Source organism: Burkholderia sp. HAN2018 (genome assembly GCF_024704855.1).
Classification (GTDB): Bacteria; Pseudomonadota; Gammaproteobacteria; order Burkholderiales; family Burkholderiaceae; genus Burkholderia; species Burkholderia cepacia.
Genome location: NZ_QOBB01000019.1, coordinates 24,320 through 44,037 on the forward strand (window position 1 = coordinate 24,320; position 19,718 = coordinate 44,037).

General features: G+C 68.2%; 21 protein-coding genes. 12 read left to right on the forward strand and 9 right to left on the reverse strand.

The annotated features are described in order from the left end of the window. Positions 1–201: 201 nt before the first annotated feature. The gene (locus tag DPV74_RS06955) at positions 202–846 is read right to left on the reverse strand and encodes a glycine zipper 2TM domain-containing protein (RefSeq protein WP_119336838.1); all 645 of its coding nucleotides are present in this window, start codon (positions 844–846) and stop codon (positions 202–204) included. Between the two features lie 539 nt (positions 847–1,385). On the opposite strand from DPV74_RS06955, the gene DPV74_RS06960 reads away from it, so the two are divergent. The 3 genes from DPV74_RS06960 (at position 1,386) to DPV74_RS06970 (ending at position 4,377) form a co-directional block, all read left to right on the forward strand. Beyond that, positions 1,386–2,585 carry an amidohydrolase family protein gene (locus DPV74_RS06960; RefSeq protein WP_119336839.1) on the forward strand — a complete coding sequence of 400 codons (1,200 nt, stop codon included), beginning with the start codon at positions 1,386–1,388 and terminating at the stop codon, positions 2,583–2,585. Positions 2,586–2,651: 66 nt separating this feature from the next. Further along, on the forward strand, positions 2,652–3,836 hold the full coding sequence (locus DPV74_RS06965; RefSeq protein WP_119336840.1) for an amidohydrolase family protein: 1,185 nt from the start codon (positions 2,652–2,654) through the stop codon (positions 3,834–3,836). A 67-nt stretch (positions 3,837–3,903) separates the two neighbouring features. Continuing rightward, entirely contained in the window at positions 3,904–4,377 is a 474-nt protein-coding gene (locus tag DPV74_RS06970; protein ID WP_027790265.1) for a nuclear transport factor 2 family protein, read from the forward strand. Positions 4,378–4,475: 98 nt separating this feature from the next. Here DPV74_RS06970 and DPV74_RS06975 read toward each other — a convergent pair whose 3' ends face one another. Further along, positions 4,476–5,336 carry a LysR family transcriptional regulator gene (locus DPV74_RS06975; protein WP_027790266.1) on the reverse strand — a complete coding sequence of 287 codons (861 nt, stop codon included), beginning with the start codon at positions 5,334–5,336 and terminating at the stop codon, positions 4,476–4,478. Positions 5,337–5,521: 185 nt separating this feature from the next. Here DPV74_RS06975 and DPV74_RS06980 point away from each other — a divergent pair, with 185 nt between their 5' ends. The 3 genes from DPV74_RS06980 to DPV74_RS06990 all read left to right on the forward strand — a co-directional run bounded on the left by DPV74_RS06980 (position 5,522) and on the right by DPV74_RS06990 (position 8,191). Continuing rightward, positions 5,522–6,181 (forward strand): ankyrin repeat domain-containing protein, encoded by a 660-nt coding sequence (locus DPV74_RS06980; protein WP_119336841.1) that lies wholly within the window; start codon positions 5,522–5,524, stop codon positions 6,179–6,181. 318 nt (positions 6,182–6,499) lie between these two features. After that, positions 6,500–7,303, forward strand: a complete 804-nt coding sequence (locus DPV74_RS06985; RefSeq protein ID WP_119336842.1) for an ABC transporter substrate-binding protein — start codon at positions 6,500–6,502, stop codon at positions 7,301–7,303. A gap of 39 nt (positions 7,304–7,342) precedes the next feature. Further along, positions 7,343–8,191 carry a phytanoyl-CoA dioxygenase family protein gene (locus DPV74_RS06990; RefSeq protein ID WP_060359421.1) on the forward strand — a complete coding sequence of 283 codons (849 nt, stop codon included), beginning with the start codon at positions 7,343–7,345 and terminating at the stop codon, positions 8,189–8,191. Positions 8,192–8,281: 90 nt separating this feature from the next. Here the strand turns inward: DPV74_RS06990 and hutC are convergent, their stop codons facing one another. Together hutC and DPV74_RS07000 are read right to left on the reverse strand one after the other, a co-directional pair. Further along, positions 8,282–9,019, reverse strand: coding sequence for a histidine utilization repressor (gene hutC / locus DPV74_RS06995; RefSeq protein WP_027790270.1), 738 nt, complete (start codon positions 9,017–9,019; stop codon positions 8,282–8,284). A gap of 30 nt (positions 9,020–9,049) precedes the next feature. Next, positions 9,050–9,592 carry a helix-turn-helix domain-containing protein gene (locus DPV74_RS07000; RefSeq protein WP_021158662.1) on the reverse strand — a complete coding sequence of 181 codons (543 nt, stop codon included), beginning with the start codon at positions 9,590–9,592 and terminating at the stop codon, positions 9,050–9,052. 133 nt (positions 9,593–9,725) lie between these two features. Here DPV74_RS07000 and DPV74_RS07005 point away from each other — a divergent pair, with 133 nt between their 5' ends. From DPV74_RS07005 to DPV74_RS07015, 3 genes are read left to right on the forward strand one after another with little or no spacing between them, the layout of a single operon-like run. Next, a complete protein-coding gene (locus DPV74_RS07005; RefSeq protein WP_048023762.1) occupies positions 9,726–10,508 on the forward strand; it encodes an aldolase in 783 nt (260 codons plus the stop codon). A 50-nt stretch (positions 10,509–10,558) separates the two neighbouring features. Continuing rightward, positions 10,559–11,455: a dihydrodipicolinate synthase family protein gene (locus DPV74_RS07010; protein WP_119336843.1), complete on the forward strand. Its 897-nt coding sequence runs from the start codon at positions 10,559–10,561 to the stop codon at positions 11,453–11,455. Continuing rightward, positions 11,452–12,159: an MOSC domain-containing protein gene (locus tag DPV74_RS07015; protein ID WP_119336844.1), complete on the forward strand. Its 708-nt coding sequence runs from the start codon at positions 11,452–11,454 to the stop codon at positions 12,157–12,159. The genes DPV74_RS07010 and DPV74_RS07015 overlap by 4 nt, the downstream gene beginning before the upstream one ends. Before the next feature lie 13 nt (positions 12,160–12,172). Here DPV74_RS07015 and DPV74_RS07020 read toward each other — a convergent pair whose 3' ends face one another. Then, positions 12,173–12,937 (reverse strand): SDR family oxidoreductase, encoded by a 765-nt coding sequence (locus tag DPV74_RS07020; protein ID WP_091920736.1) that lies wholly within the window; start codon positions 12,935–12,937, stop codon positions 12,173–12,175. 413 nt (positions 12,938–13,350) lie between these two features. On the opposite strand from DPV74_RS07020, the gene DPV74_RS07025 reads away from it, so the two are divergent. Further along, positions 13,351–14,058 (forward strand): YceH family protein, encoded by a 708-nt coding sequence (locus DPV74_RS07025; RefSeq protein WP_027790275.1) that lies wholly within the window; start codon positions 13,351–13,353, stop codon positions 14,056–14,058. Positions 14,059–14,149: 91 nt separating this feature from the next. On the opposite strand, the gene DPV74_RS07030 is transcribed toward DPV74_RS07025, so the two are convergent. From DPV74_RS07030 to DPV74_RS07045, 4 genes are read right to left on the reverse strand one after another with little or no spacing between them, the layout of a single operon-like run. Then, complete coding sequence (locus tag DPV74_RS07030) at positions 14,150–15,415, reverse strand: hypothetical protein (protein WP_119336856.1); 1,266 nt, start codon at positions 15,413–15,415, stop codon at positions 14,150–14,152. Further along, positions 15,415–15,837, reverse strand: coding sequence for a hypothetical protein (locus DPV74_RS07035; protein WP_060083866.1), 423 nt, complete (start codon positions 15,835–15,837; stop codon positions 15,415–15,417). Before DPV74_RS07035 ends, DPV74_RS07030 begins: the two co-directional genes overlap by 1 nt. A gap of 28 nt (positions 15,838–15,865) precedes the next feature. After that, on the reverse strand, positions 15,866–16,420 hold the full coding sequence (locus tag DPV74_RS07040; RefSeq protein ID WP_119336845.1) for a hypothetical protein: 555 nt from the start codon (positions 16,418–16,420) through the stop codon (positions 15,866–15,868). Positions 16,421–16,452: 32 nt separating this feature from the next. Next, a complete protein-coding gene (locus tag DPV74_RS07045; RefSeq protein ID WP_162922974.1) occupies positions 16,453–16,656 on the reverse strand; it encodes a hypothetical protein in 204 nt (67 codons plus the stop codon). Positions 16,657–16,825: 169 nt separating this feature from the next. On the opposite strand from DPV74_RS07045, the gene DPV74_RS07050 reads away from it, so the two are divergent. Further along, positions 16,826–18,142: a lipase family protein gene (locus DPV74_RS07050; protein WP_119336846.1), complete on the forward strand. Its 1,317-nt coding sequence runs from the start codon at positions 16,826–16,828 to the stop codon at positions 18,140–18,142. A gap of 210 nt (positions 18,143–18,352) precedes the next feature. Further along, the gene (locus DPV74_RS07055) at positions 18,353–19,483 is read left to right on the forward strand and encodes a 3-deoxy-7-phosphoheptulonate synthase (protein WP_027790280.1); all 1,131 of its coding nucleotides are present in this window, start codon (positions 18,353–18,355) and stop codon (positions 19,481–19,483) included. Positions 19,484–19,718 lie beyond the last annotated feature (235 nt).

A 19,718-nucleotide genomic window follows, 5' to 3' on the forward strand; every position in this document is an offset into this window, starting at 1 on the left:
CGGGCGTTGATGCGGGTGAGCGATCGCGCGACGGGGGCGTTGAGGGCGACGGTGTCGCGGCAATGTCGGCGGCGCATCATGTGCGCCGCACCGGCACGAAGGATGAGGATGGGGTGAAGCAGGTACGCCGTCGCGCCGAACCGGCCCCGACGTCAAACGCGCGAAGATGCGCCCGATCAGGTCAGGCGCACCGCGTCCGAATCAATACCGCGCCAGCTGGTTGCCGTTGATCTGCACGCGATCGCCCGGCCGGAGGTTGCCCGGCGACTGCACGTCGAACGAGCGCATCGTGCCGTCGCTGACCTGCACGTCGATCCGGTAGCTGCTCGGGCCTTGCGCGGCGCCCATCTGCTGGCCGATCTGGTTGCCGGCCACCGCACCGCCGAGCGCACCGATCACGGTCGCCGCATCGCGGCCGTGGCCGCGGCCGAACTGGTTGCCCACCAGGCCGCCGACCAGCGCACCGACGACGGTGCCGGCCACGCCCGACGGGCCGACCGAACCGTTGACCGGCTGGATGTTCGAGACCGTGCCGTACTGCGTGCCGTAGCCGTTGCCGTATTGCTGCTGATTGCCGTACTGGTCATACGGCTGCGACCCGTATTGCTGCTGGTTGCCGTACTGATCGTAGGGTTGCGGCGCCTGGTTCGGATACGGCTGTTGCTGCTGCACGTAGCCCGGTTGCGAATACGCGGGCTGCGCGTAGCCGGGCGTCGCGTATTGCTGTTGCTGATACCCCGGCTGCGCGCCGTAGTAACCCGGCGCGACGCAGGCGGTCAGCGGAAGCGCCGCGACGGTGACGAGCGAGGCGAACAGAACGGTCTTCGTGGAAGGCATGCGCATCATGATGATTCCTGCATCGGCAACGGGTTCGCCGACGAATTCCAGGACGGGTGGCGAACTCGGCGTGAGTATAAGGAATGGCAGGTGGCGCGTCCGGTGCGGCCGGGTAACAACGTGTAAAGTCTGTTGCCGCGTAAATCGCCGCCCGGGCAGGGCGATCGTGCAATGCCCGGCGAGGGCGGCGGCGCCCGTTCGGCAACTGCGATGACGCGGATCGACAGCGGTCCGGCGGCTTATCCTGCGAGGCAGTCGGCCCCTCGATGCCGGCGCGCGAAACTTCGGCTTCGGCGACGTCACCCGACGCGCCATCGGCATGCGGGCCGTCCCCGACGAGATCGGACCCCGCAGCCGCACGTGGCTGGCACGGCGTTTGCGCCGCGCATCGCGAAATCGAATGTGCGGCATCGCGACATTTAATTGGCCTCGGCCCGCGCCGTCCGATATCGTGGCCGGATTCCCTGCCAACGCTCGCGCCGGGCCGGCTGCGGTTCCTTCTCCTGTCCGCGCCGGTGACGTGCCGCGACCGCCCCACATTCCGAGCCATGACCGATCGTATCTTCATCAACGCCGTCGACGCCGGCGGCCAGCCCATCAACCTCGTCGTCCGTGACGGCCGCTTTACCGCGATCGGCGCCGATCGTGCGGCCGCGCCCGGCGCGGAAACGATCGACCTCGACGGCCGCGTCGTGCTGCCCGGTTTCGTCGATGGCCACATCCACCTCGACAAGAGCTTCGTCGGCGATCGCTGGGTGCCGCACGAAACGGTCGGCACGCTGCGCGAGCGGCTCGCGGTCGAGAAGCGCCAGCTCGCGGCCGCGCCGCCGATCGTCGAGCGCGCGAATGCGCTGATCGCGCAGGCCGCCGCGTTCGGCACGGTCGCGATGCGCAGCCACGTCGACGTCGATGCGACGACGGGCCTGTCGAACCTGCAGGCCGTGATGGCCGCGCGCGAGCAATGGCGCGGCATCGTCGATATCGAACTCGTCGCGTTCCCGCAGGCCGGCGTCGTCACGTGCCCCGGCACCGCGGAGATCCTCGACGCAGCGGTGCGCGAAGGCGCGGACGTGGTCGGCGGGATCGACCCGACGACACTCGACGGCGACGCGGACGGCCAGCTCGACATCGTGTTCGGCATCGCCGAGAAGCGCGGCGCGAAGATCGACATCCACCTGCACGAGCCGGGCGAGACGGGCATCGCGCAACTGCTGCGGATCGCGGCGCGCACGCGCGCGGCGGGGCTCGGCGGGCGCGTGAACGTGAGCCATGCATACGCGCTCGGCCAGGTGAGCGACGACGACGTGCGGCGCACCGCGGCGGCACTGGCCGAAGCCGGCGTGTCGATCCTGACGAATGCGCCGGGCGACTGCGCGTTTCCGCCGGTACAGCCGCTGCGCGACGCGGGCGTGCACGTGTTCGCGGGCAACGACAACATCCGCGACGCATGGTGGCCGTACGGCAACGGCGACATGCTGCAGCGCGCGATGATGGTCGGCTATCGGTCGGGCTTCTACACCGACGAAGCGCTCGGCATCGCGCTGGACATGGCGACGCATGCCGGCGCGCGCGTGATCGGCAAGGAGAACTATGGAATCGCTGTCGGCTGCGACGCGACGTTCGTCGCGGTGCGTGCGCCGAATGCGGCGGCGGCCGTCGCGGGCGTGCCGGCCGAGCGCTGGGTATTCCGCCGCGGCGAAAGCGACACGGGCGCGCCGTTCGCCCCTGCGCTGCGCTTCACGCGCTGACCGACTCGGCCGGCGGCACGGCACGCGCCGTGCTCCGATGCACTGACTGACCACACCGGAACCGACATGACGAACCTGCTGATCCGCAACGTCCGCCCGAGCGCCGACGCCGCGCTCGACATCCTGATCGAAGGCGATCGCATCGCGCGCATCGGCCCGTCGCTCGACGCACCCGCCGGCTGCGCGATCGAGGACGGCGCGGGGGCGCTCGCGCTGCCCGGCCTCGTCGAAGGCCACACGCACCTCGACAAGACGCACTGGGGGATGCCGTGGTATCGCAACGAGGTCGGCCCGCGCCTCGTCGACCGGATCGAGAACGAGCGCCACTATCGCGCGACGAGCGGCCACGACGCCGGCGTCGCGTCGCTCGCGCTGGCGCGCGCATTCCTCGCGGCCGGCACGACGCGTATCCGCACCCACGTCGATATCGATACCGAAGCCGGGCTGCGGCATCTGCACGGCGTGCTCGCGACGCGCGAGACGCTGCGCGGGCAGGTTGAAATCCAGATCGTCGCGTTTCCTCAATCGGGCGTGCTCAAGCGGCCCGGCACCGACGCACTGCTGTCCGACGCGCTCGCCGCCGGCGCCGATCTGCTCGGCGGGCTCGACCCGTGCGCGATCGAAGGCGATCCGGTCGAGGCGGTGGACGTGCTGTTCGCGATCGCCGAACGCCACGGCCGCGGGCTCGACCTCCACCTGCACGAGCGCGGCTCGATGGGCGCGTATTCGCTCGACCTGATCCTGCAGCGCACGGCGGCGCGCGGCATGCAGGGCAAGGTGACGATCAGCCACGGGTTCTGTCTGGGCGATATCGCCGAACGCGAGCGCGATGCGCTGCTTGCCCGGATGGCGGAACTCGGCGTCGGGCTCGTCACGACCGCGCCGGCGGCGGTGCCCGTGCCGCCGGTGGCCGCGTGCCGTGCGGCGGGCGTGACGGTCATCGGCGGCAACGACGGCGTGCGCGATACGTGGACGCCGTACGGGTCGCCCGACATGCTCGAACGCGCGATGCTGATCGGCATGCGCAACGATTTCCGCCGCGACGACGCGCTCGAGGTCGCGCTCGACTGCGTGACGCACGGCGCGGCGCGCGGTTGCGGCTTCGACGGTTACGGGCTGCAGCCGGGCAGCCGCGCGGACGTCGTGCTGGTCGACGCGCTGACGTTCGCCGAAGCCGTAGTCGCACGGCCGGTGCGGCGGCTCGTCGTGTCGTCGGGGAAGATCGTGGCGCGTAACGGCGCGCTGGTCTGAGCGAAACCCGGGTGAAGCATCGCCCCGGTATGATCCGGTTTTCAGCCGGATTTCCCGGGAGAAGACGATGCGACGCACGACCGCGGCACGGGCCGCACGATGGATGGCGGCGGCCCTGTTCGCCGTGAGCGCCGCGCATGCGGTGGCGGCCGGGCCGACGGACGCGCAGCAGGAAGCGAACCGGCGCACGGTGCTCGCGTTCTATGAAAAAGGCCTGAACGAGAAGGATGCCGACGCCGCACTCGCGTATGTCGGCGATCGTTACGTGCAGCACAACCCGAACGCGGCCGACGGCCGCGACGGCTTCCGCCAATTCGTCGCGTTCCTGCGCGACAAGTATCCGCGGTCGCACAGCGAGATCAAGCGCTCGTTCGTCGACGGCGACTACGTGATCCTGCACGTGCACGCGGTGCGCGAACCCGGCACGCGCGGCAGCGCGATCATGGACATCTTCCGGCTCGAGAACGGCAAGATCGTCGAGCACTGGGACGTCAATCAACCCGTGCCCGAGCAGGCCGCGAACGGGAACACGATGTTCTGACGGGGATCGGGCGCGCGATCGCGTCGCATCGGCCGTGCCGGCGGCGTCGCGGCGGTCGTTCGCTTGCTCGCTTGCCGCATCCGGCGTTTTCTTTCTTACTACTCCTCGTGCTCCAGCATGGCTGCGAGCGCCTTCGTCAGTTCGCTGACCATCGGGTCGGCCGTCGGCCGATGCAGGATCGCGATGTCCATGTGTTCGATCGGCGCGAAACCCTGCTTGGCGGTCAGCACGACGTGCTCGTCCGTCACCACGCGCGCGGGCAGCACGCTGATGCCGAGCCCGTCGGCGACGGCGGCCTGGATGCCGCTCAGGCTCGACGTCGTGAAGCTGATCCGCCAGCGGCGGCCGCGCTCCTCGATCGCCTTGATCATGTCGTCGCGATAGAGCCCGCGCGGCGGAAACACGACGATCGGCACCGGGTCGAGATCGATCGACGGATGCGCGGCGCTGTCGATCCAGCGCAGCTTCTCGGGCCAGCGCACGACGGCCTCGCGGCTGTCGCGGCGCTGCTTGATCAGTACGAGGTCGAGTTCGCCGCGGTCGTATGCGGCGCTGATGTCGCGGCTCAGCCCGCACATCACCTCGAGCTTCACCTGCGGATGCTCGCGCTTGAACGCGGCGAGCGCATGCGTCGTGCGGCCCGCCGCGAAATCGTCGGGCACGCCGAGCCGGATCGTCAGCGCGACCGTCGCACCCGACAGCGCTTCCAGCATCTCGTCGTTCAACGCGAGCATGCGCCGCGCATAGCTGAGTACCGTCACGCCCGCGTCTGTCGGCCGCACGTCGCGCGTGCCGCGGTCGAGCAGGCGGTGCCCGGCGATTTCCTCGAGCCGGCGCACCTTCTGGCTGACCGTCGACTGCGTCGAGTGCAGGCGCGCGGACGCCGTCGTGAAGCTGCCGCAGTCGGCGACCATCACGAGCGCGCGCAGCAGGTCGATGTCGAACAGGGGTCTATTCATTTCTGCACTTCTGTGGATTCGAACATTTCGTTTTCAAATGCGTGCGACGACTTTTAACATGGCCGGATGCCGTGGGCAATCGCGGTTTCGCCGGACCCGGCGCGGCGTCGGGTGGCATCGCGGGGGCGCCTGACGGAACGCATCGACCGGGCATCGGCGTGCGCCGCACGCAAGGAGGACACCGGATGTTTTTCAAACGGATTGCGATCATCGGCTCGTTTGCGTTGACCACGCTCACGTCGGCCGTGGCCGCCGCCGACGGCGGCGCGCTCGAGGGCCGGTTGCGCAGCGCGGCCGACCGTGGCGACGCGGGCGAAGTGCGCACGCTGCTCGAACGCGGCGCGCCGATCGATTCGCGCGACGGGCAGGGCCGCACGGCGCTGCTGCTCGCGACGCACGGCAATCACGTTGAGGCGGCGCGCGTGCTGATCGACGCGGGTGCGGACGTCAACGCGAATGATGCGATCCAGGACAGCCCGTATCTGTACGCCGGTGCGCGCGGCCATCTCGACATCCTGCGGATGACGCTCGCGCACGGCGCCGACCTGAGCAGCACGAACCGGTATCGCGGCACCGCGCTGATTCCGGCAGCGGAGCGCGGCCATGTGGAGACGGTGCACACGCTGATCGACGCGGGCGTGAACGTCGACCACGTGAACCGGCTCGGCTGGACCGCACTGCTGGAGGCGATCATGCTCGGCGACGGCAGCGCGCGTTATGCGCGGATCGTGCAACTGCTCGTCGACGGGCACGCGAACGTCGATCTCGCGGATTCGAACGGCGAGACGCCGCTGCGGCATGCGCGGCGGCGCGGGTATGCGGCGATCGAGCGGGTGCCTGTATAGACATCGTTATTTCACGGAAATCCGGAAAAACGCGCCCTGTGGCGGGCGCGCGTCTCGTAGGGTAAACACCCGAAAATCTCGTAAATCCACGCTATGCGCGTGTGTTCAGGGCGTCATTTCCGGCCTCTCACGGTCTCCCGACCTCAATCCGCGCATTCTGCCTTCCCCCCGCTTGCGCTCGAAATTTGAGCGGTCTAGACTGCATCGCAGTTTCATCGAAGTCCCAGTCTTTCGCGCACCGCGCCGGGCGTTCCGGCGCAACGCCACCCACCGGACGCCGGCGCTTGCGCGCCGCGTCGAGACCATCAAGGACACGCCATGAACCGCACTGCAAGGCTTCTCGTTACCGCGCTGGCGTTCGCGCCGCTCGTGTCGTTCGCGCAGGACACGTCGACGATCCGCTGGGGCATCGATCCCACGTATCCGCCGTTCGAGGCGAAGCAGCCCGACGGCTCGCTCGCCGGCTTCGACATCGACCTGCGCAATGCGATCTGCGAGCAGCTGCGTGCGAAGTGCGTCTGGGTCGAGCAGGGCTTCGACGGAATGATTCCGGCGCTGCGCGCACGCAAGTTCGACGTGATCATGTCCGCGATGACGGCCACCGACGAGCGGCTCAAGCAGATCGACTTCTCGAACAAGCTGTATGCATCGCCGGGCGCGCTCGTCGCGCCGGTCGGCTCGAAGCTGCTGCCGACCGCCGCGTCGCTCGCGGGCAAGCGCGTCGGGATCGACCAGGGCACGACGCAGGAGGCGTACGCGAAGGCCGAATGGGCGACCAGGGGCGTGACGATCGTCTCGTACCAGAACCAGGACCAGGTGTACCAGGATCTCGTCAACGGCCGCCTCGACGCGACCTTCCAGGACAAGACGCAGGCCGGCTATTCGTTCCTGAAGACGCCGCGCGGCAAGGGCTATGCGTTCGCGGGCCCCGACGTGACCGACGTGCGGATCACCGGCTACGGCGTCGCGATGGGCGTGCGCAAGGGCGACGACGCGATGAAGAAGCGGCTGAACGACGCGATCGTCGCGATCCGCGCGAACGGTACGTACCAGAAGATCGCCGCGAAATATTTAGACTTCGACATCTACGGTGCGAAGCAGCAGCTGACTTCGGCACCGTGATTCGGTGATTCCGTGATTCACTCAATCGACAGGCACACCATGACGAGTATCGAGGATCGCGTCGCGCAAGCCGTGACGCCCGAACTGATCGCCGCGTTCCGCGAGGAAGGTGCGGTCTGCATCAAGGGGATCTTCTCGCCCGACGAAGTCGCCGCGCTGCGCGCCGGCATCGACGCGAATCTCGCGCAGCCGAGCCCGCGCGCGAAAGTCGCGAGCCGGCCCGACGATCCGGGCTGGTTCTTCGAGGATTTCTGCAACTGGCAGCACAACGACGCGTATCGCGACTTCATCGTGCGCTCGCCGGCGCCGTCGGCGGCCGCCGCGCTGATGGGCACGGAGAACGTGCGGCTCCATCACGACCACCTGCTCGTGAAGGAGCCCGGCACGCGGCAGCGCACGCCGTGGCATCAGGACCAGCCGTACTACAACATCGAGGGCGACGACAACGTCAGCATGTGGATTCCGGTCGATCCGGTGCCGCTCGAATCGACGCTGGAGTTCGTCGCGGGCTCGCATCGCGGGCCGTGGCTGATGCCGCGCACGTTCATGGACAAGGAAGCGAAGTGGTTTCCGGAAGGCAGCCTCGCGGACCTGCCCGACATCGAAGGCGACCGTGCGGCCTTCCCGATCCGCCATTGGGCGCTCGAGCCCGGCGACATGGTGTGCTTCCGGATGCTCACGCTGCACGCGTCGGGCGGTACGCAGAACCGTCGGCGCGCGTTCTCGATCCGCTTCGTCGGCGACGATATCCGTCACGCGCCGCGCCGCTGGAAGACGTCGCCCGATTTCCCCGGGCTCGCGGAGCAACTGCCCGACGGCGCGCCGCTCGACCACCCGCTGTTTCCGGTCGTGTGGTCGCGTGGCGCGGGGCAGGCCGGCGTGCTCTGACGCCGGCGGGCGCGCGTGAAGGACGCGGCGGCCGTTTCTCGACGAAACGGCCGCCGCGCGCATTTATGCGTGCCGGTGTGGGACGAAGGATCAGGTCGGGTGGCGCCCGGCGCCCGGCTTGAAGCGCGAGCCGAGCCGGTAGCGGTTGCCCGGATGCAGGAAGTGCACGAACGTGACGGGCAGCCCGTTCGTCCAGGTGCGGCGCGTGAGCGTGAGGCACGGCTCGTCGGCGCGCATGTCGAGCAGCCGCGCCTGTTCGCCGGTCGGCAGCGACGCATCGACCACGTGCTCGATTTCCAGTTCGTAGTGCGACACGTTGTTGTACAGGTACTCGGACGGCGGCTCGACCTGGAAATCCTGGTCGATGAAACCGGGCGCGGCGGCCGGGTTCACGTAGCGATCCTCGAGCTGGATCGGGCGGCCGTTTTCCTCGTGCACGCACACCACGTGAAAAACCGGCGTATTGACCGGCAGGCCGAACGCGGCCGCGACGTCGAACGACGCGGGCTCGCTCGACTGGCTCAGCACGCGGCAGCGGTATTCGTGCCCGCGCGCGCGGATTTCGTCGCGGATGTGCGCGATCATCAGCAGGTTCGACTGCGGCTTCGCCTCGGCGACGAACGTGCCGACGCCCGCGATGCGCTTCAGCACGCCTTCCTCGGTCAGCTCGCGCAACGCGCGGTTGACCGTCATGCGCGCGACGCCGAACTGCGCGGCGAGATCGAGCTCGGACGGAATGCGGTCGCCGGGGCGCCAGTCGCCCGAGTCGACGTTCTGGCGAACGAGCGTCTTGATCTGCTGGAACGGTGCGGTGGCCTTCGTGACCATCGGGGATCCTTGCGCGAAGAGGTGGCGAGGCTAGTCGTCGTGACTGACGATGACCAGGATCTCCGCCTGCGCGGCGCCGAGGCTGCGCGTGCGGTGCGGGATAAGTGCGTTGAAATAGACTGAATCGCCGGTCTTGAGTTGCACCGTCTCGTTCGGGAATTCGATTTCGACGCGCCCCTTGTGCACGAACAGGAATTCCTCGCCTTCGTGCTCGCGGAACGTCGATGCGACGAACTCGTGCGGCGGATGCACGACGAACGGCAGCATCTTCTTCGGTGCGACGCCGGCCGCGATGCTCTCGAAGCGGTGTGCGTGGCTGTCGGCGGCCGCGCCCATCGCCGTGCGCTCGCCGGCGCGCGTGACCGTGATCAGCTCGCGGTTGCGGCTTTCCGAGAACAACTGTTCGACATCGACATTCAGTGCCTTCGACAGCTTCAGCGCGACCGCGATCGACGGCACGCTCAGGCCGCGCTCGACTTTCGACAGGTAGCTCTTGGTGAGGCCCGTCTCGTCGGCCAGCACGTCGAGTGTCCAGCCCTTCTGTTTTCTGAGCAGCTTCAGGCGAATCGTCATGGGGCGCCAGGTGTCCTTCGAAAAACGGATTGTAACGCATGACACAAAGTGTCCTGTGGTGTATCGTGTGTCACGTGTTCCCGGGAAAGCGGCGCGAACGGCGCGACCGACCCGGTCCATTCAGGAGGTGAACATGGCGGAAACGCTGAATCTGACGAAGGAGGCGCTGGTCGCACTGGCGGAGCGCCGTCTCGACAACGAGGTGGGCGACAGCGGCTGGTCCGCGCGGCAGAAGCTCGCGCTCACGTGCCGGATCCTGTTCGACGCCGGCCACGATTCCGGCCTGGCCGGGCAGATCACCTGCCGCGCGGGCGACGCCGGCACGTACTACACGCAGCGGCTCGGGCTCGGTTTCGACGAGATCTCGGCCGCGAACCTGCTGCGCGTGAACGAGGATCTCGACGTCGTCGACGGCGAAGGCATCCCGAATCCGGCCAACCGGTTCCATACGTGGATTTATCGCGAGCGCCCGGACGTGAACTGCATCATCCATACGCATCCGGCGCATGTCGCGGCGCTGTCGATGCTCGAGCAGCCGCTCGTCGTGTCGCACATGGATACCTGCCCGCTGTACGACGATTGCGCGTTCCTGAAGGACTGGCCCGGCGTGCCGGTCGGCAACGAGGAGGGCGAGATCATCTCGAAGGCGCTCGGCAGCAAGCGCGCGATCCTGCTGTCGCATCACGGCCAGCTCGTGGTCGGCAAGACGATCGAGGAAGCGTGCATCCTCGCGCTGCTGATCGAGCGGGCCGCGAAGCTGCAACTGCTCGCGATGGCGGCCGGCGAGATCAGGCCGGTGCCGCCGGCGCTGGCGCGCGAAGCGCACGACTGGATTTCGAAGCCGAAGCGCGATGCGGTGACTTTCGACTACTACGCGCGCAGGGCATTGCGCACGCATCGGGACTGCGTCGCGTGAGCGGGCGATTCGCCGCTGCCGTGTCCGACCATCATTGAGGATTACCTATCGTGTCCATCCTGCTGAAAGGCATCATTGCCTACCCGGTTACACCGTTCTCCGCCGACGGCGGCGTCGACCTCACGGCGCTCGACGCGCTGATCGAGCGCCTGATTGCCGACGGCGTTCACGCGATCGCGCCGCTGGGCAGTACCGGCGAGAGCGCGTACCTGTCTGATGCCGAATGGGAGGCGGTCGCCACCGCGTCGATCCGCGCGGTGCGCCGGCGCGTGCCGACCGTCGTCGGCATTTCCGATCTCACCACGGCGGGCGCGGTGCGCCGCGCGCGCTTCGCCGAGCAGGCCGGCGCCGATGCGGTGATGGTGCTGCCGGTGTCGTACTGGAAGCTCGGTCACGACGAGATCGTCGCGCACTATCGCGCGATCGGCGCCGCCATCGGCATCCCGATCATGCTGTACAACAACCCCGCGACGAGCGGCGTCGACATGTCGCCCGACCTGATCGCGACGATCTGCCGGACCGTCGACAACGTGACGATGGTGAAGGAGAGCACGGGCGACATCGGGCGGATGCACCGTCTCGCGCAACTGAGCGACGGCGCGATTCCGTTTTACAACGGCAGCAACCCGATGGCGCTCGCCGCCCTCGCGGCCGGCGCGGCCGGATGGTGCACGGCCGCGCCGAACCTGAATGCGGCGTTGCCGCTGGCGCTGTTCGACGCGATGCGCGCGGGCGACCTGGCGCGCGCCCGGACGGTCTTTCAGGCGCAGCTGCCGCTGCTGCAGTTCATCGTCAACGGTGGGTTGCCGGTGACCGTGAAGGCCGGGCTGCGCTTGTGCGGCTTCGATGCGGGCGAACCGAGGAAACCGCTGATGCCGCTCGGCGACGCGCGCACGCGCGAACTCGAACGCCTGCTCGCGGCATTGCCTGACGGTGTGACGACATGAGCGACGTGGCATGGCCGGCGATCTCGGCCTCTATCGGCGCGGTGCGGATCGGCGCGAGCCGGCCGCTGGCCGGCACGCCGCACGCCAGCGCGATCGACAAGCAGCCGGTCGGATCGCGCTTGTGGCTGGGCACGCTCGGCTTTGCCGGCGACGAGCAGGCCGATGCGCGGCATCATGGCGGCCCCGACAAGGCGGTGCACCACTATGCGCACGATCACTACGCATGGTGGGCCGCGCAGATCGGCGCACGCGACGTGCTCGCGCAACCGGGTGCGTTCGGCGAGAACCTGTCGACGCACGGCGTGACCGAGCACGACGTGTGTCTCGGCGACGAGTTCACGCTCGGCGGCGCCGTGCTTCAGGTGTCGCAGTCGCGGCAGCCGTGCTGGAAGCTCAACGCGCGCTTCGATCATCCGCGGATGGCCGCGCTCGTGCAGCAAAGCGGCCGGACCGGCTGGTATTACCGCGTGCTGCAGGCGGGCTGGGTGGCGCCGGGCGACGTGCTGGCGCTGCACCGGCGCGCCTATCCGCAATGGACGCTGTCGGCGGTGCTCGACGTGCTGTACCGGCGCACGCTCGACATGGCCGCGCTCGACGCGCTGTGCGAGGTCCCGATACTGCCGGCCGGCTGGCGCAGGATGCTCGACAAGCGCCGGGCGGAGCGGCAGGTCGAGGACTGGATCAAGCGGCTCGAAGGACGTTGACGTGCGGCGTGGCTCAGTGGCTCGGCAGTTCCCGCACGTCGGCGGTCGGAACCGAGCCGAACGCATCGCTCAGCGCATAGCCGATCAGCTGCCGCGCGGCTGCCTCGGGCGTCGCGAGCGCGCCGCTCGACTTCAACTGGTCGAATTTCTCGCGCATCGGGAAGTTGTCTTCGCTGGTCGAGCGGATCGTTGCCTGCATGCCCGTGTCGACGACGCCCGGCGCGACGCTGCAGATCCGCAACGCGCGGTTCGCGTCGAGCGCGACCGCGCGCGCATGGTGATCGAGCGCGGCCTTGGTCGCGCAGTAGACGCTCCAGCCCGCGTACGCGTTGCGCGCCGCGCCGCTCGACACGTGCAGGATCCGGCATTCGGTCGTGGCCGATGCCGCTTGCGCGAGCGCGGCCGACAGCATCAGCGGCGCCGCGACGTTCACGCCGACCGCGCGTGCGACGATCGCCGGATCCTGCGCGGCGAGCGGGCCGATCGGATCGACGATGCCCGCGTTGTTGAACAGCAGCACGATCGACGCGCCGTCGACAAAGCGGCGCAGCGTGTCGCCGGCCAGCCACGCCGCGACGGCCGGCGTGTCCGACAGGTCGAGTTCGATTTCGGAGAATCGGTCGCCGGCTTGCGACGCGAGCGTCGGATGACGGCTGCGCGACACGCCCAGCACGGCGATGCCTTCCAGCAGCAGCTGTTCGGCGAGCGACGCGCCGAGGCCGCGCGTGTGTCCGGTGACGATGGCGCGCACGTGCGGTGCGGAAGAGGATGCGGTCATGGCGGTGAGCGGGTCGAAGGGGTGAATGGATGAACGGATGAGCGGCGTCGACGGGCGACGCGCATGCGTGGCGGCATGGCGTGCGGGACGGGCGATGCGTGGTGATGCGTGCGAGAGCGCTCGCGCCGCGCCGCGGACGTCGGGGTGACGCATATCGTAGCGCCGGCATGCGTGTCGCGCAAACGCCGCCGCGTGCGAGGCGGCGGAATCGCCGGCACGGCGCGCATCCGTTGCCGCGCGGCACCGGCCGGCAGGCAGGCCGGCCGGACGAAAGCCGGCTGCGGCAAGTGCGCGCGGCGGCTGGCGAGTGGCGCCGGGCCGTGCGACGCGAGCTATCATATGGCTCGCCCGTGCGCGATGCCGGACGGGCCGCGACTGTTTCCCTTCACCTGCTGCACGCTGCGACGCCACTCATGACCACCACGCCGGATACGCCCACGCCACGCGCCCTTCGCGAACTCACGCCCCTCGAGGCCCGCATTCTCGGTGTGCTCGTCGAGAAACAGCACACGGTGCCGGACACCTATCCGCTGTCGCTGAATGCGCTGACCGCGGGCTGCAACCAGAAAACCGCGCGCTCGCCGGTGATGAACGTCAGCGAGGACGAAGTCACGACCGCGCTCGACGGGCTGAAGCACCTGAGCCTCGTGATGGAGGGCAGCAGCAGCCGCGTGCCGCGTTTCGAGCACAACGTGAACCGCGTGCTCGGCATCCCGAGCCAGGCGATCGCGCTGCTGACGATCCTGCTGCTGCGCGGCCCGCAGACGGCCGCCGAGCTGCGCCTGAACAGCGCGCGCCTGCACGGTTTCGCGGATATCTCGTCGGTCGAGGCGTTCCTCGACGAACTCGCGGCGCGCGCGCAGCCGCTCGTCGTCCGGTTGCCGCGTGCGCCGGGCGCGCGCGAGAACCGCTGGATGCACCTGATGTGCGGCGAAGTGAACGTGGCCGACTTCGCGGGTGCGGATGCCGGCGGGGCGGATTCCGTGCCGCCTTCGGAATTCGAAGCGCTGAAGGCCGAACAGAAGCGCCTCGCGGATGAAGTGGCGCGACTGAATGCGCTGGTTCTGCGAATGGCCGGCGAGCTCGGCATCGACGTCGACGCGCAAGGCGACGCGTCCTGACGTAAATGACGGCGATGCATGTGCGTCGCCCGGCCCCCGTCGCCACGCGGTGGGGCCGGGGCGCGACGCGGATAGCGCCCGCGCCGCTGCGTTACTTCAGCTTGACGCCCGGTACGAGATAACGCGCGCCGCCCGGCCTCAGGATCGGCGCGAGCGCCGCGAACGGCACATCGAGTTGCGGCCCGAGACAGGCGCCCATCGCGTGGCCGATCCCGGATACGACGAACGAGAGCTTGCCGGGTGCGTCGAGTTCGAACGCCAGATACTCGGGGAACACATCCGCGCACGACAGCGAGACGTCTTTGCCGTCTGTCACTTGCAGACCGTGTGTTGCCTTGTCGCGCAACTGCGTAATGAAACTCACCAGCGCGGGGCTCGTTGCCGGCTCCCCGTCCTTGCTCGTCGTAGCGGCGTCGATCACGCGATTCCAGTCGAGATACGCGCCACGCAGCAGGTCGAACGTGACCGGATCGTAGTGATTGTCCGGGTACGCGCCGCCGCAGAACAGACTGCCCGATTCCACGATACCCAACACCGCGCGCGACAGCCACGTGACCGTTACGTGCTCGTCGTCGTAACTGCCGAGCGTACCGGCTGCCGGCCCGTCGTCCGTATAGCGCGTCGCCGCGCATTCGAGCGCCGCGAGACTCATCTGCCAGTGCCGTTGTTCCAGCAGATGGTTGACCCGTGCCATCACGGCCGGATCGGGATGGCGGCTCAGCCGCGGATACGCGAGCACGGTGCGCGGGTCGCTCCACATCCGGTAGGCAACCAGGCCGTCGCCGATCTCGGGGCCCACCGGCCGTACGTGCCCGGCAAGCTTCAGCGTGGCATAGGGAGCGTGCTGCATGTCGATCTCCGCGCTGCGCGCGATGCCGCTACCGACACCCCCTGCGGATACCGCGGTGATCGCTTCGACGGACCCGGGCGCAACCGCATCGGGATCGTATTCAGCGACGCGCCGCAGCGTGAAGCTGCGCGTCTTGCCGGAGCGCGCATCGGTCCAGCGGCCGCGATAGCCGGCCTTGTCCCGCGTGCCTTGCCAGGTGGCCGCGGCATGATCGAAATCGGCTTGCTCACGGAATCCCGACGCGTCGCGCGCATCGTCCGGCAACTGCGTTCGCACGAGCGGTTCGATCAGTTGCGCGGGCGTGCCGTGCAGCGGAATATCGACGCCGTGCTGCGCATAGAAGTAGCGCCCCGAGATCGAACCGTCCGCGGCCGGGCGATCGTCGAGTTCCATCACGACGGCTCCGGCACCTTGCAGCGTGCCTTCGTAGACCGTGCGCGGCGCGGCATGCGCGAAGCCTGCGTGCAGCGCGACCAGCACCCATGCGATCCGGATCAGCGGGCGCATCACCAGCGGCACCCGGTCTGTTCGGACGCGTCGACATCCAGCGCGCGGCCGAACGCGGTCTGCTTGCCGGTGCGTGCGTTGGTGTAGGTCATCGAATAGACCATCGCGCCCTGGGTCATCATTTCGTAGCGCCCGTTGACCTTGCCGCCGACCATTTCGACCCAGGTCGTCGTGTACTGGTGCGGACGGCTTTCGTCGAGCACTTCATCCTCCTCGTGTTCGATCACCAGCGGCAGGGCCGTTTTCGATTGCGCGTACCGGACCATGCCGCCCGACCATTTGACTGCATCGTCATAGTAGGTGCGCATCTCGAAGCGCACGGGTTTGTCGCCGTCCGACCTGAAGCAGAACACGTCGGTGGACACCTTGGCGAGTGCCGGAAGCGACACGCAAAGCAGCACGGTTGCGAAGATTTTTTTCATGGTGGCGTAAGGGAAACGGAGCGACCAGTCAACCGATGCTGATCCGCGAAGCGCCCGCATCGACGAGCCGGAACAGCAGATCCTCCACGGCCGTTTCGGGCGCGGAGCCGAGATCCGCATGGACGCGCCACCCCTGTTCCGCGCGAACCGGCTCCGACAGGTAGTGAACGATCCCGTGCAGGCCGTCTTCGGCCGGCGTGTTCTCGTCGTCGGTATCGAACCACGCGAAGAACCATGCCTTGAACGCGTCGGCCGCCGCGCTTTCGTCGAGACCGTCGGCCTCGATCGCGGCCCAGTCCCACACGAACGGGCGGATCGACACGGCCGCCGTGTCGAGATCGAACGCGAACGGCTCGAAATCCAGCTGCGTGGCGGAATCGACCATCGCCGGCCGGCCGGCCGATTCGCCTTCGGTCGCGATGATGTCGGCCCGGCACGGCAGCGCGAGCGGCCCTTCGGTGGCGAGCGTGCCGTCGGCACGCCGGTAGGCCGGTTCGGCGATCACGGCCGGTTGTGCGGCCGCTTTCGCGAGCAGGTCGGCATACGGTTGGCGAATGGCGCGGAGCAGTTCGGAGACGGTCATCGTGGCGTGTCGGTTGGGCAGGAAACGATCGGTCACAGGCAGGCGGTGCGCCGTGCGGCCGGCATCGCACGACGCGGCCGCTTCGGTAACCGACAGCCGTGATCGTACGGTACTTCCGCGAAACGCGGACAGTCGGCCGAATGGCCGGCGCGCTCCGCATCGTGCGGCGGCGGGTTTAGACGTTTACCTTCAAACAATGGAAAACGCCCGTCGAGCGCGTTCTCGATGTGCTTCAATTAATCCGATTTGTACTCCTACTAAAACTACGAATTCAGAACAGGCCGGATCATTCTTTCACAGGAGACAGTCGATGGCACGGAAACGGTTTTGACGCGGCGCACACGATGGTCTGCAACACCGCCGAACTTCCTTCGATGAAAGCAGGTTATCCCAGGGGCCCCAACCATGTCCTCCAGACGTTTCATGCTGGCCGCGGCAGCCGTATCCGCCGCGCTGGCGGTCGCCGCATCGCCGGCCAGCGCCGGCGCACCGGCCGTGTCCGATCCGTTCTATACCTACACCGGCACCACGCCGCTGGCATCGATTCCACCGGGCACGGTGCTCAAGACGCGCAACGTCACCTATCACGTGGCCGGCATTCCGACCGCGCTGACCGCGCAGCAGTTGCTGTATCGCACCAATAACGCGCTGAACCAGCCGGTCGTGAACGTGACGTCGGTGATCCGGAGCCAGGTCAGCAACGGCCGGGCCATCTCGTACCAGTCGGCTTACGATTCGCTGAACCCGTACGACGAGCCGTCGCAGGTGATCGCCGGCGATCGGGACGTCACGAAGATCATCAACGTCGGCACGCTGCTCTACAGCGCGGAATCGATTCCGCTGTCGACGCTGCTGCTGCTCGGCTACAACGTCATCGTGCCCGATACGGAAGGCCAGACGGCCGACTTCGCCGCCGGCCCCGAATACGGGATGACGACGCTCGATTCGATCCGCGCGGCGCTCAATACGTCGTCGACCGGCCTGAGTCCGTCGAGCAAGGTCGCGATGATCGGCTATTCCGGCGGCGCGATCGCGACGAACTGGGCCGCGCAGCTCGCACCGAGCTATGCGCCCGAGATCAACCGGCAGCTCGTCGGCGCGGCGGAAGGCGGTGTGCTGGTCGACCCCGCGCACAACCTGCGCTATGTCGACGGCAGCATCGTGTGGGGCGGCGTGGCCGCGGCCGCGCTGGCCGGGCTGTCGCGCGGCTACGGCTTCGACCTGACGCCCTATCTCAGCGATACCGGCGTCGCCGTGTTCAACGACATCCAGAGCCAGTCGCTCGCGTACATCCTGCCGAAATACACGGGGCTGCATTGGGGCACGCTGTTCAAGCCGCAATACGCGAATGACATCAACAGCATTCCCGCGTACGTGACGTATGCCAACAAGGTGAATGCCGGGCTGGCCGCATCGCCGACGATCCCGATGTTCATCGGCCAGGGCACCGCGGGCGCGCTGGACGGCACCTTCAGCAGCCAGGTGGGCGACGGCGTGATGCTCGCGTACGACGTGCGCGCCCTCGCGCAGAAGTTCTGCGCCAGCGGCGCGCCGGTCACGTACAACGAGTATCCGCTCGAGCATGCCGGGGCGATCGTGCCGTGGGTGGCCGGCATGCTGCCGTGGCTCTACGACCGTTTCAACGGGAAAGCCGCGCCGAGCAATTGCTGGCTGACGTCGCTGCTGCCGAGCAATTCGCTGGCGCCCGAAACGCTGCATTAGCCGCACCGCACCGCACCGCACCGCACCGCGCGACGCGGCGCATGGCCGGGCGACCCTTCACGGGTCGCCTTTTTTCATTCCGGAATTGACCCTGGTCGCGTCAACGCGGCCTTTGCCGCGCCCGGCCCTCCCGCCGGAACCCTTCGCCGCCCCGCGCGGGTGCCATAATCGAGCCTGCTCATCATTACAGACGTCCCCCGGAGAATCACCATGCAGAACCTCGACAATCCTTCCCACGATCGCGAGGTAGGCAGCGCCGACGCGACGCAGGACACCACGCGCATCGACGACGTCCGCATCGGCGCCGTGCGCCCGCTGATTTCGCCCGCGCTGCTGCTGGACGAGCTGCCGGTGCCGGCCGCCACGCAGACGCTCGTCGAGGATACGCGCCGTGCGATCGGCGACATCCTGCACGGCCGCGACGACCGGCTGCTGCTCGTCGTCGGCCCGTGCTCGATCCACGATCACGACCAGGCGCTCGACTACGCACGCCGGCTGAAGGCCGCCGCCGATGCGCTGAAGGACGACCTGCTGATCACGATGCGCGTCTACTTCGAGAAGCCGCGCACGACGGTCGGCTGGAAGGGCTACATCAACGATCCGCGCCTCGACGGCAGCTTCCGCATCAACGAAGGGCTGCGCGCCGCGCGGCAATTGCTGCTCGACATCAACGCACTGGGCCTGCCGGCGTCGACCGAATTCCTCGACCTGCTGAGCCCGCAGTACATCGCCGACCTGATCGCATGGGGCGCGATCGGCGCGCGCACGACCGAGAGCCAGAGCCACCGCCAGCTCGCGTCGGGCCTGAGCTGCCCGATCGGGTTCAAGAACGGCACCGACGGCGGCGTGCAGGTCGCGTCCGACGCGATCGTCGCGGCGGCCGCGAGCCATGCGTTCATGGGGATGACGAAGATGGGGATGGCCGCGATCTTCGAGACGCGCGGCAACGACGACGCGCACGTGATCCTGCGCGGCGGCAAGAACGGCCCGAACTACGACGCCGCGCATGTCGACGCATGCTGTGCGGTGCTGCGCAAGGCCGGGTTGCGCGAACAGGTGATGGTCGACTGCTCGCACGCGAACTCGAACAAGTCGCACGACCGCCAGATCGACGTCGCGCAGGATCTCGCGCGGCAACTGTCGCAGGGCGAGCACCGGATCGTCGGCGTGATGGTCGAGAGCCATCTCGAGGCAGGGCGGCAGGACCTGAAGCCGGGCGTGCCGCTGAAGTACGGCGTATCGATCACGGATGCATGCCTGAGCTGGACGCAGACGGAGCCGGTGCTCGACGTGCTGGCGGAGGCCGTGCGACATCGGCGAGTGTATTCGCGCAATGCGTGAAATAACGGCGGCGGGTTGACGCCCGCCGTTGTCATAGGCGAGGTGGTACATCAACGAAGATGGGTGCCGGGCAAATCGCTTCATTCCGCCAGATACGCGCTCGCCCGCGTTTTCGCCGTCACGTCGCGCGACGAGCATCCTGCCCGCGCGTCTTCCCGCCTCGATTGTCCGATAGCCGCGCTCGGCGGCTCGGAAATGGCTCGCTTCGGAAACTTCTCGCGAACGAGTTTGCCCT

Excerpts from the sequence above, each read along its gene's own strand:
- DPV74_RS07020 (WP_091920736.1), bottom strand. The coding sequence starts at position 12,937 with ATGACCGCATCCTCTTCCGCACCGCACGTGCGCGCCATCGTCACCGGA.
- DPV74_RS07000 (WP_021158662.1), bottom strand. The coding sequence starts at position 9,592 with ATGACGATTCGCCTGAAGCTGCTCAGAAAACAGAAGGGCTGGACACTC.
- DPV74_RS06965 (WP_119336840.1), top strand. The coding sequence starts at position 2,652 with ATGACGAACCTGCTGATCCGCAACGTCCGCCCGAGCGCCGACGCCGCG.
- DPV74_RS06970 (WP_027790265.1), top strand. The coding sequence starts at position 3,904 with ATGCGACGCACGACCGCGGCACGGGCCGCACGATGGATGGCGGCGGCC.
- DPV74_RS07055 (WP_027790280.1), top strand. The coding sequence starts at position 18,353 with ATGCAGAACCTCGACAATCCTTCCCACGATCGCGAGGTAGGCAGCGCC.
- DPV74_RS06990 (WP_060359421.1), top strand. The coding sequence starts at position 7,343 with ATGACGAGTATCGAGGATCGCGTCGCGCAAGCCGTGACGCCCGAACTG.
- DPV74_RS06985 (WP_119336842.1), top strand. The coding sequence starts at position 6,500 with ATGAACCGCACTGCAAGGCTTCTCGTTACCGCGCTGGCGTTCGCGCCG.
- DPV74_RS07025 (WP_027790275.1), top strand. The coding sequence starts at position 13,351 with ATGACCACCACGCCGGATACGCCCACGCCACGCGCCCTTCGCGAACTC.
- DPV74_RS07005 (WP_048023762.1), top strand. The coding sequence starts at position 9,726 with ATGGCGGAAACGCTGAATCTGACGAAGGAGGCGCTGGTCGCACTGGCG.
- DPV74_RS07030 (WP_119336856.1), bottom strand. The coding sequence starts at position 15,415 with ATGCGCCCGCTGATCCGGATCGCATGGGTGCTGGTCGCGCTGCACGCA.
- hutC (WP_027790270.1), bottom strand. The coding sequence starts at position 9,019 with ATGGTCACGAAGGCCACCGCACCGTTCCAGCAGATCAAGACGCTCGTT.
- DPV74_RS06980 (WP_119336841.1), top strand. The coding sequence starts at position 5,522 with ATGTTTTTCAAACGGATTGCGATCATCGGCTCGTTTGCGTTGACCACG.
- DPV74_RS07050 (WP_119336846.1), top strand. The coding sequence starts at position 16,826 with ATGTCCTCCAGACGTTTCATGCTGGCCGCGGCAGCCGTATCCGCCGCG.
- DPV74_RS06955 (WP_119336838.1), bottom strand. The coding sequence starts at position 846 with ATGATGCGCATGCCTTCCACGAAGACCGTTCTGTTCGCCTCGCTCGTC.
- DPV74_RS07015 (WP_119336844.1), top strand. The coding sequence starts at position 11,452 with ATGAGCGACGTGGCATGGCCGGCGATCTCGGCCTCTATCGGCGCGGTG.
- DPV74_RS06975 (WP_027790266.1), bottom strand. The coding sequence starts at position 5,336 with ATGAATAGACCCCTGTTCGACATCGACCTGCTGCGCGCGCTCGTGATG.
- DPV74_RS07040 (WP_119336845.1), bottom strand. The coding sequence starts at position 16,420 with ATGACCGTCTCCGAACTGCTCCGCGCCATTCGCCAACCGTATGCCGAC.
- DPV74_RS06960 (WP_119336839.1), top strand. The coding sequence starts at position 1,386 with ATGACCGATCGTATCTTCATCAACGCCGTCGACGCCGGCGGCCAGCCC.
- DPV74_RS07035 (WP_060083866.1), bottom strand. The coding sequence starts at position 15,837 with ATGAAAAAAATCTTCGCAACCGTGCTGCTTTGCGTGTCGCTTCCGGCA.